Source organism: Enterococcus sp. AZ196 (genome assembly GCF_050498845.1).
Lineage (GTDB): Bacteria > Bacillota > Bacilli > Lactobacillales > Enterococcaceae > Enterococcus_A > Enterococcus_A murrayae.
Genome location: NZ_JBIPAM010000002.1, coordinates 426596 through 443124, shown reverse-complemented (window position 1 = coordinate 443124; position 16529 = coordinate 426596). Strand labels below are relative to the sequence as shown.

14 protein-coding genes and 1 tRNA gene are annotated in these 16529 nt (G+C 39.6%); 5 read left to right on the top strand and 10 right to left on the bottom strand.

Features of this window, described 5'->3' with window-relative positions; all coding sequences use genetic code 11:
- Nucleotides 1-16: 16 nt before the first annotated feature.
- The 6 genes from IGI67_RS19865 to IGI67_RS19840 form a co-directional block, all read right to left on the bottom strand.
- A complete protein-coding gene (locus IGI67_RS19865) occupies nucleotides 17-2401 on the bottom strand; it encodes a phosphoketolase family protein (protein WP_207109676.1) in 2385 nt (794 codons plus the stop codon).
- A gap of 160 nt (nucleotides 2402-2561) precedes the next feature.
- Entirely contained in the window at nucleotides 2562-3986 is a 1425-nt protein-coding gene (gene araA / locus IGI67_RS19860; RefSeq protein WP_429958984.1) for an L-arabinose isomerase, read from the bottom strand.
- A gap of 31 nt (nucleotides 3987-4017) precedes the next feature.
- Complete coding sequence (locus IGI67_RS19855) at nucleotides 4018-4716, bottom strand: L-ribulose-5-phosphate 4-epimerase (protein WP_429958983.1); 699 nt, start codon at nucleotides 4714-4716, stop codon at nucleotides 4018-4020.
- Nucleotides 4717-4730: 14 nt separating this feature from the next.
- Entirely contained in the window at nucleotides 4731-6323 is a 1593-nt protein-coding gene (locus IGI67_RS19850; RefSeq protein ID WP_429959814.1) for a xylulokinase, read from the bottom strand.
- A gap of 159 nt (nucleotides 6324-6482) precedes the next feature.
- Nucleotides 6483-7565: a GntR family transcriptional regulator gene (locus IGI67_RS19845; protein WP_429958982.1), complete on the bottom strand. Its 1083-nt coding sequence runs from the start codon at nucleotides 7563-7565 to the stop codon at nucleotides 6483-6485.
- Nucleotides 7566-7745: 180 nt separating this feature from the next.
- Nucleotides 7746-8030 carry a DUF1905 domain-containing protein gene (locus IGI67_RS19840; RefSeq protein ID WP_429958981.1) on the bottom strand — a complete coding sequence of 95 codons (285 nt, stop codon included), beginning with the start codon at nucleotides 8028-8030 and terminating at the stop codon, nucleotides 7746-7748.
- A gap of 181 nt (nucleotides 8031-8211) precedes the next feature.
- Between IGI67_RS19840 and IGI67_RS19835 the strand changes: the two genes are divergently transcribed.
- The 3 genes from IGI67_RS19835 (at nucleotide 8212) to IGI67_RS19825 (ending at nucleotide 9977) form a co-directional block, all read left to right on the top strand.
- A complete protein-coding gene (locus IGI67_RS19835) occupies nucleotides 8212-8826 on the top strand; it encodes a YitT family protein (RefSeq protein WP_429959813.1) in 615 nt (204 codons plus the stop codon).
- 264 nt (nucleotides 8827-9090) lie between these two features.
- A complete protein-coding gene (locus IGI67_RS19830; protein ID WP_429958980.1) occupies nucleotides 9091-9462 on the top strand; it encodes a hypothetical protein in 372 nt (123 codons plus the stop codon).
- 89 nt (nucleotides 9463-9551) lie between these two features.
- A complete protein-coding gene (locus IGI67_RS19825; RefSeq protein ID WP_207109682.1) occupies nucleotides 9552-9977 on the top strand; it encodes a hypothetical protein in 426 nt (141 codons plus the stop codon).
- Nucleotides 9978-10339: 362 nt separating this feature from the next.
- On the opposite strand, the gene IGI67_RS19820 is transcribed toward IGI67_RS19825, so the two are convergent.
- The 3 genes from IGI67_RS19820 to IGI67_RS19810 all read right to left on the bottom strand — a co-directional run bounded on the left by IGI67_RS19820 (nucleotide 10340) and on the right by IGI67_RS19810 (nucleotide 13387).
- Nucleotides 10340-10436: transfer RNA gene (locus tag IGI67_RS19820), tRNA-Sec, on the bottom strand.
- A gap of 145 nt (nucleotides 10437-10581) precedes the next feature.
- Entirely contained in the window at nucleotides 10582-10941 is a 360-nt protein-coding gene (locus tag IGI67_RS19815) for a DUF1622 domain-containing protein (RefSeq protein WP_429958979.1), read from the bottom strand.
- Between the two features lie 379 nt (nucleotides 10942-11320).
- Nucleotides 11321-13387: an LTA synthase family protein gene (locus tag IGI67_RS19810; RefSeq protein ID WP_429958978.1), complete on the bottom strand. Its 2067-nt coding sequence runs from the start codon at nucleotides 13385-13387 to the stop codon at nucleotides 11321-11323.
- Nucleotides 13388-13786: 399 nt separating this feature from the next.
- Between IGI67_RS19810 and IGI67_RS19805 the strand changes: the two genes are divergently transcribed.
- Complete coding sequence (locus IGI67_RS19805) at nucleotides 13787-14302, top strand: DUF2975 domain-containing protein (RefSeq protein ID WP_429958977.1); 516 nt, start codon at nucleotides 13787-13789, stop codon at nucleotides 14300-14302.
- Between the two features lie 29 nt (nucleotides 14303-14331).
- On the top strand, nucleotides 14332-14535 hold the full coding sequence (locus IGI67_RS19800) for a helix-turn-helix domain-containing protein (RefSeq protein WP_207109686.1): 204 nt from the start codon (nucleotides 14332-14334) through the stop codon (nucleotides 14533-14535).
- A gap of 186 nt (nucleotides 14536-14721) precedes the next feature.
- Here IGI67_RS19800 and IGI67_RS19795 read toward each other — a convergent pair whose 3' ends face one another.
- Nucleotides 14722-16524 (bottom strand): FtsX-like permease family protein, encoded by a 1803-nt coding sequence (locus IGI67_RS19795; RefSeq protein WP_429958976.1) that lies wholly within the window; start codon nucleotides 16522-16524, stop codon nucleotides 14722-14724.
- Between the last annotated feature and the right edge of the window lie 5 nt (nucleotides 16525-16529).

The window sequence follows — 16529 nt, the reverse complement described above, 5'->3', positions numbered from 1 at the left end:
CTTTTCTCATTTCAGCTTAACTGAAATGATATTCTTTACGTTTTAACGCTTCCCATTTCCAATTCTCAACCTCTGGAATGTCCTGTCCTTCTGTGCGAATAAAGTCATGGTGTTTTGCTAATGTTTCATCCATTTGAGCAGAGAATGCTTCTGCTTCCTTAGCATACACTGCGTTAGCAGCATCTTGTGCCAAGTGGAAGCGATCCAATTCGCTGAATACACGCATATCAAATGGCGTCGTAATGTCTCCATTTTCACGATAGCCGTGAATATGCAGGTTGTGGTTGTGACGATCGAAGAAGATGTCGCGCACCATACCTTCATAGCCATGGAAAGCAAAGACAATTGGTTTATCCGCAGTAAAGATCGCATCGAACTCTTCATCTGTCAGACCACGAGGATCAATATCAGGATGACGTAGTTTCAAGATGTCTACCACGTTGACAAAGCGGATCTTCAAATCAGGGAACTGATTATTCAAGATTGATACCGCCGCTAAAGCTTCAAGGTTCGGTTCCGTACCAGCTGCTGCGATCACAAGATCTGGTTCGTCTCCATTATCTGTACTTGCCCAATCAATGATCTTCAATCCTTTTTCTACCAACTCTTCTGCTTCATCAGCTGAATAGAATTGCGGACGCGGGTGTTTACTTGAAACGATCAAGTTGATTACTTGCTTGTCCTGCATTGCTTTATCCATTACCGCCATCAAGCTGTTGGCATCAGCTGGCAGGTATTCGCGGATAAATTCCGGTTTCTTCTCAGCCAAGTGTGTCAATACGCCTGGATCTTGGTGTGTATAGCCATTATGATCTTGCTGGAATACTGTTGAAGTAGCGATCAAGTTCAACGCTGGGTATTCCTTATGCCATGCGTGAGCACTAGCTTTACGCATCCATTTGAAATGCTGCGTCAACATTGAATCAACAACACGCAAGAATGATTCGTAGCTGGCAAAGAAGCCGTGGCGTCCAGTCAATACATAGCCTTCTAAAAAGCCTTCCGCTTGGTGCTCAGATAATTGGCCATCGATTACACGGCCAACAGAAGATTGCCATTCATCCGTACTGTTTTTCGGCTCCATCCATTGACGATTCGTCACATCAAATACTTTGTTCAAACGATTGGATTTTGTTTCATCTGGTCCAAAAATCCGGAAGTTCGTTGGATTTTCAGTAATCATATCCCGCGCCTGCTGACCAAAGATGATCATATCTTGAGCCATCACCGCACCTGGTGTGGTCGTATCAATAGCATATTGCTTCCAATCAGGCATCTTCATTGGTTGTGGGTCGATTCCGCCATTTGTGATCGGATTCGTTGACATACGGTGATCGCCTTTTGGTGAAATTTCTTTCAACTCAGCAATGATCTTGCCGTTTTCGTCGAATAATTCTTCTGGGCGGTATGATTTCAACCACTCTACTAATTTATCCGCATGTTCCATGTCTTCTGAACCTACTGGGATTGGCACTTGGTGTGCACGGAAGGTTCCTTCTAGTTGTTCGCCATCCCACGTTTTCGGACCTGTCCAGCCTTTTGGTGTACGGAACAAGATAACCGGCCATTGCGGCATCGCTGCATCTTCCGCTTTGCCTTTACGTGCTTCTGCTTGGATCGTTTTGATCTCTGTAATAACCTTGTCTAAGGTTTCAGCCATTACTGGGTGAACCTTTTCAGGGTCTGTACCTTCTACAAAATAAGGTTTCCAGCCTAAGCCTTCAAAGTATTTTTGTAAATCTTCATCGCTCTTGCGAGATAGGATTGTTGGGTTAGAAATTTTTCCGCCATTTAGATAAACGATCGGTAATACTGCTCCATCATTTACTGGATTGATGAATACATTTGAGAACCAGCCTCCAGCCAATGGACCAGTTTCAGCTTCTCCGTCACCTACGACTGTCGCTGCGATCACGTCTGGATTGTCTAAAATCGCACCGGTCGCATGAGACAAGGCATAGCCAAGCTCGCCGCCTTCATGAATCGAACCAGGTGTTTCTGGTGCAGCATGGGAAGCGATCCCGCCTGGGAATGAGAACATTTTGCATAATTTTTTCAATCCGTCTTCATCTTCAGTGATCTCAGGATAGATCTCGGTATAGCTGCCATCGATGTATGAGTTAGACACCATCACTTGACCACCGTGACCTGGACCTTCGATATAAAACATATTCAAATCGTATTTATTGATTGCTCGGTTTAAGTGAGCGTAAAGGAAGTTCTGTCCTGCGATCGTTCCCCAGTGACCGATTGGATGAGCCTTCACGTCTTCTTTTTCAAGTGGTTTTCTTAATAATGGATTGTCCTTTAAATACATCTGCGCAACTGAGATATAGTTGGCTGCGCGCCACCAAGCATCGACTTTACCTAGGTACTCTTTTGAATCAAAATTAGCTGCCATTCGTAAAACTCCTTTTAGTCATTTTTACTTTTATTATTTTAGTACAATATACCTTTAAATGCCAGAGATGTAAATACCTTTTTGAAAATTAATAGTGATTTTTACTTTTATTAGGCGATAAAAATATTGGTCCGGGATTTCCAGACCAATATTTCAAACCTTACTTGATCGTTACGTATTCTAAATCAACTAATTTTGCCCAGGTAATGATTTGTTCTGTCGTTAGATTCAACGATACGACGGTATGGTGTCCGCCGCCAACTTCAATCCATTTACCTACGCCTTCATGGAAGTTTGGTTTTACTTTCCAGAGCACACGAGCAACTGGCAATTTCGGTGCTTCTTCAGTTGGTTCAAAGGCTTCCACCTCATTGATCAACAATTTGTAATGTGTACCAAAATCTGCCATGGATACTACGACACCGTCGCCTGCTTTTCCATCAAAAACCAAACGTGCCGGATCTTCACGGTCTCCCATTGATAAAGGCGAAACGACGATTTTAGGCTTGTTCACTGCAAGTGTCGGATCGACTTCCATCATATGAGATTGCAAAATCGCTTCTTTTCCAGCAGCCAATTCATACGTATAGTCTTCCATGAAGCCGGTATTTTGATTGTGAGCCATGACTTTCATTAAGCGATCCAACGCCGCTGTTTTCCAGTCTCCTTCACCAGCAAAGCCATAGCCTTCTGCCATCAAGCGTTGAACTGCTAGTCCAGGCAGCTGCTGCATGCCGTATAAATCTTCAAAATTCGATGTAAAGGCATTATAATTGCCAGCCTCCAAGAAGCAACGAATACCAATTTCTTGTTTCGCCTGCACTTTGACACGCGCTTCCCAAGTTTCATGATCATAATCCCCATAATCGAAATCATACAATTCTTTATATTCAGCAAACAAAGCAGCAACTTCTTCGTCTTTGACAGCATCCACGTACTGCACCAGGTCACCAATACCAAAGTAATCAACTACCCAGCCAAATTGAATCTGTGCTTCGACCTTGTCTCCTTCTGTCACAGCTACATTTCGCATATTGTCGCCAAAACGAGCCACCTTGATGTTGAAGCTTTCATTGTAAGCTACCGCAACATCCATCCAGTCAGCAACTTGCTTTTGAACACTCGCTGCTTGCCAATAACCGACAACGATTTGGTTTTGCTTTTTCAAACGTGCATTGATAAAGCCGTATTCACGATCCCCATGAGCGGATTGATTCAAATTCATGAAATCCATATCGATCGTCTCCCATGGAATACTTTCGTTGAATTGTGTTGCTAAATGCAACAAAGGCTTTTGCAATAATTTGGTTCCGCGAATCCACATTTTTGCTGGCGAGAAGGTATGCATCCAAGTAATCACACCTGCTACTTCGTCACGATAGTTAACTTCCTTCATGATTTTAGTGATTGTATCAGAAGTGACTGCCAATTCCTTCAACACGATTGGATACTTCATTTTCCCACTGTCATTTAAGCCTTTGACGATTGCCTCCGCGTCGGCTTTAACGCTTTTTAGCGCTTCTTCTCCGTACAAATGCTGTGATCCGACAACAAACCAAAATTCTTTTTTACTAACTGCTAACATATCTGTTCGCTCCTTTTTCGTATGATTGACTTTATTTTCCTTGCCCATAGTAGGCGTTTTTTCCGTGTTTTCTTAAATAATGCTTGTCTAAAACTCGCTGCGGCAGCTCTTCTGCAAAGCTGTTCAACTGACGGGCAAACAAATTCATTTTGGCTACCTCATCCAAAACCACCGCATTCATGACTGCACTCTTGGCCTCTTTCCCCCAAGTAAATGGTCCATGTCCATGCAATAAAACGCCGGGCACTTCCATGATATCGATGTCCCGCTCTTTAAAGGTCTCAATAATGACATTTCCTGTTTCATGCTCATAGCCGTCATCAATCTCCTTCTGTGTTAAGAACCTCGCGCAAGGTACAGTGCCATAAAATGTATCAGCATGGGTGGTTCCCATCGCTGGTAAATCCAACCCTGCCTGTGCCCAGATCGTTGCCCAGGTCGAGTGGGTGTGGCAGATGCCGCCAATTTCAGGAAATGCCTTGTACAAAACCGCATGTGTTGGTGTATCTGAAGAAGGATTCAGTTCTCCTTCGATCACCTGATTGTCTAAATCGACGACCACCATATCAGAGGCCTTCATTTCTTCATAATCCACACCGCTTGGCTTAATTACAAAATAACCAGTTTCTCTATCGAAGGCACTTACATTTCCCCAGGTGTATTTGATCAATCCTTGCTTAGGTAATTCCAGATTCGCCTGAAAAACCTCTTCTTTTAATTGCTCTAACATTTAAAAATCGCTCCTTACTTCAATGCATCGATCGCTTCTTTTTCGATCGTCAATCCTTTTTCATACCGCTCGATAAACTCACTATAGCCCTGCAAATCTTCCTCTTTAGGCTCCAATGTCACGCCTTCACTTTCGGCAAACACTTTTTTCTCCAAGAAATCTGCCAATGAGATGGTTTCTTCCTCTGCCTGATAGGCTGCTAGCAGAGCGATTCCCCAAGCGCCTCCTTCACCAGCCGTTTCCATAACTGTGACAGGTGCCTCCATTGCCGCAGCTAGAATTCTTTGTCCTACCTCAGGTGTTTTAAAAATGCCTCCGTGGCCAACTAATTTGTCGATCTGAATATTTTCCTTTTTCAAAATTTCCATTCCGATTCGCATTGCGCCAAATGCACTGGAAAGGTGCAGACGCATAAAGTTCGCTAAATCAAACTGACTCTCAGGTGTCCGGACAAATAATGGACGACCTTCATTCATACCAGTAATATTCTCTCCCGAATAATACCCGTAAGAAAGCATCCCGCCGCAATCTGGAGAACCTTCGAGGGCTTTTTCAAATAGCATCGTGTAAAGCTTCTCCCCGCTGACATCTAATCCCAATGATTCCGAAAACTCTTTAAACAGATTGACCCATGCGTTGATCTCAGAGGAACAATTATTTGTATGAACCATTGCCACTAAGTCACCCATCGGTGTCGTTACCAAATCAATTTCCGGGTGAACAGTCTTTAGCTTCTCCTCTAGAACGATCATGGCAAATGCAGAAGTTCCTGCGGAAACATTCCCGGTTCTTTGACGAACACTATTGGTCGCCACCATTCCAGTCCCGGCATCTCCTTCTGGCGGACAAAGGGGAATTCCCGCCTGCAAAGTTCCTGTTGGGTCCAAAAGATACGCACCCTCTTGAGTCAAGGTGCCGGCTTCCTCGCCCGCCAGTAAAACTTTTGGCAAGATTTTGTTCAAATCTTGTGTAAAGGCCGTTCCCTCTGTCAGCTCATCAAAAATCTGAAGCATCTTTTGATCGTAATTTCTAGTTTCCGTATCAATTGGAAACATTCCTGAAGCATCGCCAACACCTAATACTTTTTGTCCGGTCATCTGCCAATGGATATATCCTGCTAAGGTAGTTAAAAAGTGAACCTCCCCAACGTGCTCCTCCTGATTTAAGATCGCTTGATACAGATGAGCGATACTCCAGCGTTGCGGAATATTGTATTCGAAGGCTTCCGTCAGCAGCTTCTCCGCATCAGCAGTGATCGAATTTCGCCATGTTCTAAAGGGAACTAGTAATTCCTCCTGCTGGTCAAAAGCCATGTACCCATGCATCATTGCGCTAAAACCAATTGAGCCGATCGTAGTCAAGGTCTCGCCGTACTCTTCAAATACTTCTGTAGCCATTTTGCGATAGCTCACGCGTAAGCCCTTCCAAATATCCTCTAAAGAATACGTCCAGATCCCATTCTCCAATGTGTTTTCCCATTCGAAGCTGCCGGCAGCGATCGGCGATAAATCAGAGCCAATCAAGACCGATTTGATTCGAGTAGAACCAAACTCAATCCCTAAAGCTGTCCGTCCATCCATGATATCCAGCTTGGTTTTTGCAATCATTTCCTTCGTTTTAATAGGAATCTCCTCCTTCGTTCTTTCTTTGATATCGCTATCATACAATTTATGTACGTACATGTCAACTAAGTATTTAATTTATGTTCGTACATGTGTGGCTATTTGGACAAAAAAATACAGCTCATCGAAATGAGCTGCTACTTTTTATTCGTGTTCTTTCACTGAATCTCGTTCAATTAGTGTTGGTGTATAAAGGATATTCTCCGGTTCGCGCCCTTCTTCGACCGCTTCGATGATCCAATTCGCGGAATCAAGACCTAATTGCTCTTTTGGATGATTCAAGGTAGTCAGTTTTACACTGCCGATTTTGCTCAAAGCAGAGTTATCATTTCCAACCACGGAAAGCTCGTCAGGAACTTTGATTCCCTTCTCACTCAAGCGGTCGAGTAAACTGCTGGCAATCTGATCGTTATAGCAAACGATCCCGGTAATTTGCGGTTCGGACTTTAAACGAGCTAGTGCTTGATCAACTACTTGCTTTCTAGTTTCTGTCTCATAAGTGAGGATATCCTCAGGAGCAAATTGAATGCCAGATTGCTCGCACGCTTTGATAAACCCTTTCATTCGATACTTGCCCTGCAGGTCGTCAATTTTTGTGATCAGCATCAATTTTTTATGCTTTTTTTTGATTAGATGTTCGGTAGCTAGAAAGCCGCTTTGAACATCATCCACACAGATGAACGGTGCGCTGATCTCTTCATAAACAGCATTGATCATCACCACAGGAATCCCCTGTTCCCTCAGCCTGACATAAAGAGCGAGATTGGGATTGTATTGATTACTTTTCGTTGGTTCAACGATCAGCCCTTCCACACCCTGAGTGATCATTTTCTCAATACATTCCTTTTCCTGCTGAAAATCATTATTCGTACTTGCTAGCAATAGAGAATAGCCCTTCTCCCGCAGCTTTTTTTCGATGCCGCGAATGATCGAAGGGAAAATATAATCAGATAAATAGGTTGTAACTACGCCGATTGTCTTATGCCCTGAATAGCTGCTTTCTGCCCGTTTGTATTTCACATCCACATAAGTCCCCGAGCCTTTTTCCTTTCTCAGGAAGCCTTCGTTTGCCAACAATGCAATGGCTTGGCGAATCGTGTGTCTGCTGACTTGGTAATCCTTTTGCAGCTGTAGCTCTGGAGGAATGGTGGTATTTTCTTCATATTCGCCTGATAAAATTTTTGACTTCAATTCATCAGCGATCATTTGATATTTTGATTGATTCATAGTTTATCCTTTCTTTCCGCTACTCTTTGTATACAGATTAACAGAAATATTAAGCTAGCGCCACATATGTCCGAACAAATATCGTGATTTCAGGTCTTTTCCATACAACTTGACAGGATTCGTCAAAAAGAAAAACCTATTCAACCAATGAACAGGTACACCGTTTTTATAAGAATGAGCTTATTCAATAGGAACGACATTGACGGTTACGGTATCACCAATGTCCTTTTTTATTTCTTTTCTGATATCTTTTCGTAAGCCTAAAATATAGCAAATACTGCCATCTTCATTTTTTACACCCATATTTACAATACTTCCTTGATACTCAACCCCATCAAAAGTCGCATGAACCTTCACGCGCCCTTTACCAAACTCTTCGCGAATGTCGTAAGGAAAAATAATGTACGCTCCGCCCTTACCGACTTCTGATGCATAGATTTTTGATTCAAATTTGTATTTTTTCATTGTTCAGAATCACTCCTTCCTTCAATCCTGAGTACGATTATATAGTAATGGAAAAGAGAATTCTATCCGTTAATTTTTCCTTTCATCTTCCGCAGAAATTTCATACATCGCTGAAAAAAATGAACGTAGCCTTTTCTTGTGAAATGCTATAGTTATTTCAACGATTAAGAAGAGGGTGATGATCATTAAACAGATAGTCTATCTAATTAGAATCTCGATTGGAGTCACAATTATTTCTCTAGCATTAAATTTCTTTTTGCTGCCGCACAACATCGCATCTGCTGGAGTCGGCGCAATTGGTCATTTATTAGAAGTACATTTCACCTTTAACAGCAGCTACACTGTTTGGCTAATCAACCTTTTGATGCTTTTATTGACTTATCTGCTGCTGGACAAACAACTCTTTTCAAAAATTTTTCTTGGGAGCTTGCTTTTCCCTGTATATTTAAGTTTTATTCCTACAAATCAGCTGCTCTTATCCTACACCGCTTCTCTTATAATCGGCAGTTCCTTATTCAGTTTAGGGGTATTTTATCTATATAAATTTAATTCGTCTAATGGAGGGGTTACGATCCCGCCTATTATTATTGAAAAATATTTCAAAATCCCAAGCCATCTTGGCCTATTGTTAACAAACCTCATTATTGTCTTTTTGAATTTTTATATCCTAAGTCCCATTGACGGACTTTTTGCAACACTATCGATTTTAATCATCACCTTTTCAATGCAGCTATTTACTACCATTGACAATCGATTGGTCAATAAAAAGAGCAGTAAAAACTATGTAGAGGATTGAACTTGATCCGCATCCTTCAGCTCTTGTCTGATATACTTTTCGTAATAGAAGGAAATTAATCTTTTATGGACAAAATTTACACGGATGCTCATGCGTTCTGCTCAAACAATAAATTACTATTACGCGAATCCAACTTGTGTGGCTGGTTTTAAGGTGATTTTTTAGATAGCAAATGTATACAGTAGCTTCGGTTACTGTATTTTTTTGATTGTTCCTTCAATTTAATCGTGCTACTCTTAATAAAACAACTTAAGGAGCGAAACAATGACTTACAATGAAAGAAAAAATTACTTGCTTTATACCTCGATTGCTTTTGTTGTTGGTGCTTTTTTATATAGTATTCTGGCTATATTTATGGTCCTAGATCCTTCAATTGAGCAATCATCTTTTTCAAAAGTATTATATTTTATAGCCTCAATACTTTTCGGGGGTTACTTAATTGGTTCCGCTTTATCTGGAATTCTTTTGTTTATTACCTTTATAAAAAAACAATCGAAGAAGACGAAAATTTTGGCAATTGTCTTTTTTATGTTTACAATTCAAGCTATTATTATTTTTGGCTTTTTTGCGACACTTCCCTACTATGTCTACAATTTATTTATCGTCCGACGACGAAGATATATAATCGAAAAGTAATTCTTACCTCTTATTGATAGACTGAGTGAATGAGCGGATGCCAACCGATTCATGATAAAATTTATTCAATATACTTAAAGGAGCCAGCCATGCTAGTTATCGGAATTCTTTTATTTTCACTATTAGCAATTAACTTTTTTTCAAGAGCAATCCGACTTTTAGTGCAGATTCATAGACTTACCTACTCTGAGGATGCAAAGCATTCCTTCAAATGTATTTCTTGCGAACAATCCTATACTTTATCCGGACCTGAAACAAAAAAACGGGTCCAAGGTGCTGTACGCATAAAAAAATCTACACCAAAAAGTCAATCAACCTTTTACAAATTTGTTTGCCCTGTTTGCGGTACATATTCAAAACAGGAAAAAATATTTGATCTCAACACCACGAAAGCATCAGGAAATATTAGGGTTCAAATTGATTCCAGCCAACTGCCCCTGGTCATCGATTTTTTACTAAAAGGGGTTCTTCCAATATTTCTAGTTCTCCCGCTTTTAAATCTTATTACCAGATAGTGGTGTTCAATATCAGACCCTGCTTTTTGATAATGAAAACAATCTTCCGATAATTCGAGTGCCTGCAAAATTATTTCTATCTAAAGATTTTGAGAAAATAAAGAGTTCTATCGATGAGTATTTCGCTCATCTCTAGAACTGATAATACAAGAGAATTTTCTCTTGTATTTTTTTGTCCCCAATCTCTCCTCTAATGAAATAGAAAATTCACTTTGTTCAAAAAATTTATCCCTATTGAAAAGTTTACGAACTGTCGAGGCCGTTCAATTAGTAAAGCCAGGTAAAAAAGTGCCGTAAAAAAAACGATAAATGCTAGACAGAATTTCCTCTGTACAAACATTTATCGACTTATTAGGCTATATTGGCGGGAATGTGTGGGAATCGAACCCACCCAAGAAGCTCCTAACTCCTCATACTGGTTTTGAAGACCAGAGGGAACACCAGAACCCATCCACTCCCGAAACAAAACAATCATACCATTCCTTTGAGCCGGAATCAATAACAAATCGCAAAGAAAAAAGAAAGAAATAGCCTTCTCATGAATACTTCTCTCTTTGTTAAAATTACTAAATTATTGGACAAGGAATGAACCTGCCTTTTCCTCTCATTTGGTCTGTTCATCAAAAAATTCACTGATTTCCTTATTTAAAAAATAGGAGATCATGGTTCGGATCACAACAATCAAACCTAATTTGAGAATATCCTGAAAAGTTGGATTAATAATTGTCTCAATAATATCCGCCACGATTAAAAATTCTAGACTCAGTAAAATATAACTGCCTAAATAGGCCTTGATGTATTTGTTCTTTTGCAAAACAGAGGAAAAATCTTTTTTGCTTCCAGGCTGAAGCAGCTTAAAAAAAGCAAGAATCGCTCCGATGATAATAATCGCAATTGATAATACGTCCAATAGTAATACGATCGGGTGGAAAAAAGTTTGAATAAGATTCTCAACCATAGCCATAAGGATCCTGCCTTTTCTCTTTGTATGTCTATTTTAAGCCGAAATAGGTTCCGAATCAAACATATTCCCCTAGCCGAATAGATAGACAGTTTATACTTTCTTAGGATTCTTTAAGCCGGCAATAAGCTTCACTATTTATGGTAACCCTCATACCTATAGAACACGCGAAAGGATGATTATTATGCTGAAAAACTTAAAGGAACATGCGCCTAGCTTTTTAAAAGATACCTTCTATGATTTAACAATTTTGCTTTTGTCACACTTTTTTTATCAAATAATCACCCAATTATTGAATTGATACAGCATTGGCGGGAATGTGTGGGAATCGAACCCGTTTTTGCAAAAAAAGAAGCATCCACTTAAGGATACTTCTTCCTCGCTATTGAATGGGCGGATAAAGTGCCGCCGTTGTTTTGTTGCCGTTTTTCGAATACAGACTCGTTGATTTGCTGCCTTGCTGCTGTTCTATTGCTGTATTTTTCTTATCGAGATCATGGTAATCATATTTCTTCGGATCAACCGGTGTGAAGCCTTCTGGTGTATAGAACCGTAAAAGATTTTCTTGATTCAATTTATCAGATAAGCTCAAGGCCTGTTTAACTTGCTTTTGTTCTTTATCAATCTCTGATTCAATCTTCATGACCTTCGGATCGATTTTTTCACCGGTTTTATTGTCATACGTCTCTCCGCCTAATTCCGTGTAGTTTGGTGAAACAAAATCTCCATTACGAAAGGCAACAGTTTGATCATGTTGTGGTGAAAATAGATCTGTACCGAATTGGATATATTTCTTATTATCGATACCTATCAAATGTAGTAAGGTTGGCAAGACATCGATTTCACCGCCATACTGATGCTGGATACCGCCATTAGTATAACCAGGAATATGGAACATCAAAGGCACGCGCTGCATTTGTGCATCATCGAATTTATCCCAAGTCGTTGGGTCTTTCCCTAGTGCTGCTGCTAAATCCTTATTATTACTATCAGATATCCCAAAATGGTCGCCGTAAATCATAAACATCGAGTTTTGATAAACTCCTGAAGCTTTTAGATAGTCAAAAAATTGACGCAATGATTCGTCCAAATAGTGCGCAGTCCGCACATAATCATCGACCGTACTGTTTCCAGTTTTTAATGCTGGAAAATTGAAATGCTTATCGTCAGTCAAGTAGGGTGTATGGTTAGTTACAGTCAAAAACTTCGTGTAAAACGGTTGTTGTAAGTGCTCTAAATGGCCGACTGTTTCCTTCAACATCTCTTTATCTAAGATTCCATAACCTAAGTTTTCATCTGCTTGATTGAAATAGGAGCGGTCAAAGAAATTTTGATAGCCGAGATTTTTATAAACGTGATCGCGATTCCAGAAGCTGCCAACATTTCCATGAAAAACAGCACTCGTATAACCGGCCTCTTGATTTAAAATCGCTGGTGCAGCTTGGAAGGTATTGTCTGAACCAAGCTGAGTAAATAATGATCCTTGAGGCAGCCCAAACGTTCCAGTTTCTAACATATTTTCCGCGTCACTGGTCTTTCCTTGACCAACTTCATGGAAGAAATTATCGAAGGCTAAAGTCTGTTTATTGTCATTTTCCAAGCTATTTAAAAACGGTGTTACCTCTTGTCCATCGACCTTCATATTGATCAAAAATTGTTGAAAGCTTTCTAAGTGAATCACGATGATATTTTTGCCCTTTGCAATGCCGTATTTACTTGGATCAGGTGCCGCATAGTGGCTCTTCGTATATTTCAAAATATCGGTTAACCCGTTGCTTGAGGCATGGGCGCGAATACTATTTGTCTGTTCGGTTTTGATCCCATCGTAAACAGTAAAAGCATCCAACCCCAAATATTTCACAATATAAGAACGATCAAATGTCCGCTGCAATAATTGTGGGCGATTGGCTTCACTCAACGATAGATTCACGGAAAAGGTCAATGCTGCTAAACAGCTTATCGCCACCGCAAAGGTCTTTTTGACCGGCTTGCTGGTGATTTCTTTTCGTTTAGCGAAAAGATAGATCAGAATTCCTAAGAATATTAGTAAGTCTGCCCAATAAAAAATATCATGAGCTTTCATCAACGCAAAGGAGCTGCCTGAGATTCCTTGAGACACCTTGGAAAATCCTAAAATCGATTTAATCGTAACAAAGTCCGTAAACTCCCGATAAAAAATCACATTCAGATAAAGGATCAACGTATTCAAAAGATCCATTAAAAATAATACGATCAGTGCCGGCTTAAATTTTTTTACATAAAGGAACACTCCAAACAGCAGCAAAGTCGTAGCGATTGGATTGATCCACAGGATGAAGTATTGAACAGACCCTTCCACTCCTAACGAAAAATCTACATAGTAGGCTAAGATTGTCTTCGCCCAAAATAGCAGACTGGCTGTAAATAAAATCAGCCAACGGTTGGTAAAAGCTTTTTTTACCCGGTTCATCCAGAACACTTCTTTCTCTATTAAATTGTCCGTTCTCACTATAGATCAGATTTAAAAAATATGCATTTTTATTTACAGTTGTCGCAGCAACTTTATATTTTTTAACTAAATCGCGTGTTTTCTTTCAAAATTTAACGAATGATCCGCTTTTTTCCTAGTTTTTTAAACCCACATGAAAATTTCCTAAGACACAAAAAATTCATAATCTTAATAATTATCCATAAAATAACATCTAGTGATTTTATGTTTTCCCTTTTATTCATTTAAAGAAGCTGCCACAAAAACGAGCATCTATTTAATCAATATATTTTTATCGAAATTCGATAAAAATATATTGACTTAGTTTAATTCGACCTTTATAGTTAACTCATCAAGTTAAACAAAAAGGAGTGTATCAAAATGAATTCAGAAAAAGGTATTTTTAAAGTATTGAAATGGTTGTTTAGTTTTTTTATTGGGGTAATGGTGATTGCAGCTGGGGGGCTGGCAATCCTAATCGTCATTTTTAATTTCACTTCTATTCCAGATTTATCAACAGTCAGTATCAATAGTCTCCCTTTTGGAGCCTATACTTTTGACATTCTATCCTCACCTATTTTTCTTTTGTTGCTGATTGCTAATATTCTCTTGTATGGTATTCTTTTTTACTTTGTTCGAAGCTTTTTCAAAAATCTTGAAATGGATCAGATTTTTGTTCGCACAAATGTTAGTACCGCTAAAAAAATCGCCGGCATCCTATTGCTTTTATCTGTGACTTCTTGTCTTCCTGATATCTATGCCTCAATGCAAGGCTTTGCCATCGACAGCGCTGCTATTGATTTAACCTATATCGTAGGTGCATCAATCGTTTGGGCGTTAGCCAAAATTTTAGAAAAAGCGAATATGATCGCTGAAGAAAATGAATTGACCATCTAAAGCTAGATCGTGAAAGGAGAGCAATCACAATGATACAAGTAAATTTAGATGTTATGCTGGCAAAAAGAAAGATGTCTTCTGGTGAACTAGCGAAAAGGGTTGGAATGACCAATGCCAATATTTCTGTTCTGAAAACAGGGAAAGCGAAAGCTGTTCGTTTTTCGACGCTCAATGAAATCTGCAAAGTCCTGGAATGCCAACCAGGAGATCTATTGGCATATATTGAAGAATGATTTTACTCAAAAAGAAAGGCTTCGCGAACTTGCTCAGCTTTTGAGCCATAAGACCAAATATTTCTAATTTGCTTCTCAAATTTCGAAATATTCTTGCTTATTGCCAATAAAGCTAGTTCGTGAAGCCGGACATGGATATATCTGCTGCAAAGCGATTGATTCATGTGAAAATTTTATACTTTCTTTTTAGTCTTCTCGTTTCATAACGATTCCTGTATAAATCCATACAGTCAATAAATAATAAATAAAGTATAGGACAAAGAATATCAGGAATGGCAGCCAAATGTTGCTGTAGGGCTCACTTAATAGTGTCGTGAATAATTGTAGTCCAAACAAGACATGTATTACGCCTAATAACCCGGGGACTAAAAATAAAATCCCAATCTCTTTACGAATGGATTGCTTCAACAGCTTCCGACGCGCACCGATTTTTTCCAGCATACTGTAGCGTTGAATATCGCTTTTCGCACCAGATAAAATCTTAAACATCAGACAGCTTGCCAACATTGTCAAAAAGGCGATTCCTAAGAAGAAGCCCATAAATTCAAAGCCTGAGAATAGCGCATTATACAGCTCATAAACCAATGACTTTTGATTCATACTTCCCATATTTTTATCTAAAGTTGGATTTTTACTGAAATTCTCATTGGCCAACTCCTTCAATGCCTCTTTATCCTTCACAAAATCTTTTACCGTGATCACGCGCAGCTCAGCAACTTTCATTGGTAACGCTGAGAACTCCTCACTCGTTAAAAATTGATGCTTTTTCGCGCTCTGTTCAGGTAATTCCAACGAACGTAATTGATCTGAGGCGTTTAAATCATTAGCCAGTTGTTCTCCAGTATATCGAACGACCTTAGTTTGGCGGTTCGACGTAAATTTTTTCACTGCTAAAGGAGTCTGATCAAATTGCGAACGATCATAATAAACAGTATTTGCGTCCTCTTTTTGTTGATAAATCGTCTCCGAGGATGGATGGATTTTCTTAAAATCTGAGTCACTAAAGTTTTGTCCATTGTTCAAGACCAAATCATAGGTCGAGGTCGCTTCAGTCATTTTCATGATCTCGTTATGAAAACCCAAACCAACTGTGATCGCTCCTAAAGCCAAAGCAAAGAGCATCGCTACCATCGACAAAATTCTCGTGTAATCTTGAATACGAAAACTTAACTGCGACAAAGTAAAATTGTTCAACTTCTTCAAGGCGATACTATCGCGCTTTTTCAATACATCTAATACAAAGATCAAAATAGAGTGGAAAACAAAATACGTCCCTAAAACAATCGTGATCAACGCAATGATCAATGCTAAAAAGGCTAATTTCATCACTTGTGTCATCATAAAATAGCCAATTGCTAAGAAGAGGACGCCAGCAATGACTTCAATCACTAAAGTTATTGGTTTGCGGTTAGCCGGCAAAGGCGTCTCGCTCGCCTTCAGCAAGCTCAAGATTGGTTTCTTTACGATCGTCATCGCATTGACTAAAGCAGCCAATAAGAAAATAACTATAAAAAATACGATCGTAAACAGCACTGCTGTAGTATTAACCGCGCTAAAATGTGTGATTTTAATTTCCAGCTGTTTCACCAGCAGCTGCTGTACAATACTGCTCAAGCCGATTCCCAACACAATCCCCATCACGGTTGCACCGACACCCACAACGAATGTTTCAATGAAAATCAATTGTGCGATCTTACGGCCTTTTGCCCCAAGCATCATAAACATGGCATAATCTTTTTGCCGCATTGTCATCAAGAAAGAATTAGCATACAGAATATAAACAAAGGTAATGATCGATAATAGTACAGTCCCTAGATGAAAGATCATCACCACCGATGAAATCATCGAATTGCTTTCTAAAAAGGTCTTATTAGTAGCCAGACCTTCAAACATATAGAAAATCCCGGAAGCCATGACAAGCCCTGAAAAGAGTACGACATAATCTCTCAAACGGCCTTTGATTCCAGTAAGTGATAGTTTTAAAAGCATCGAAT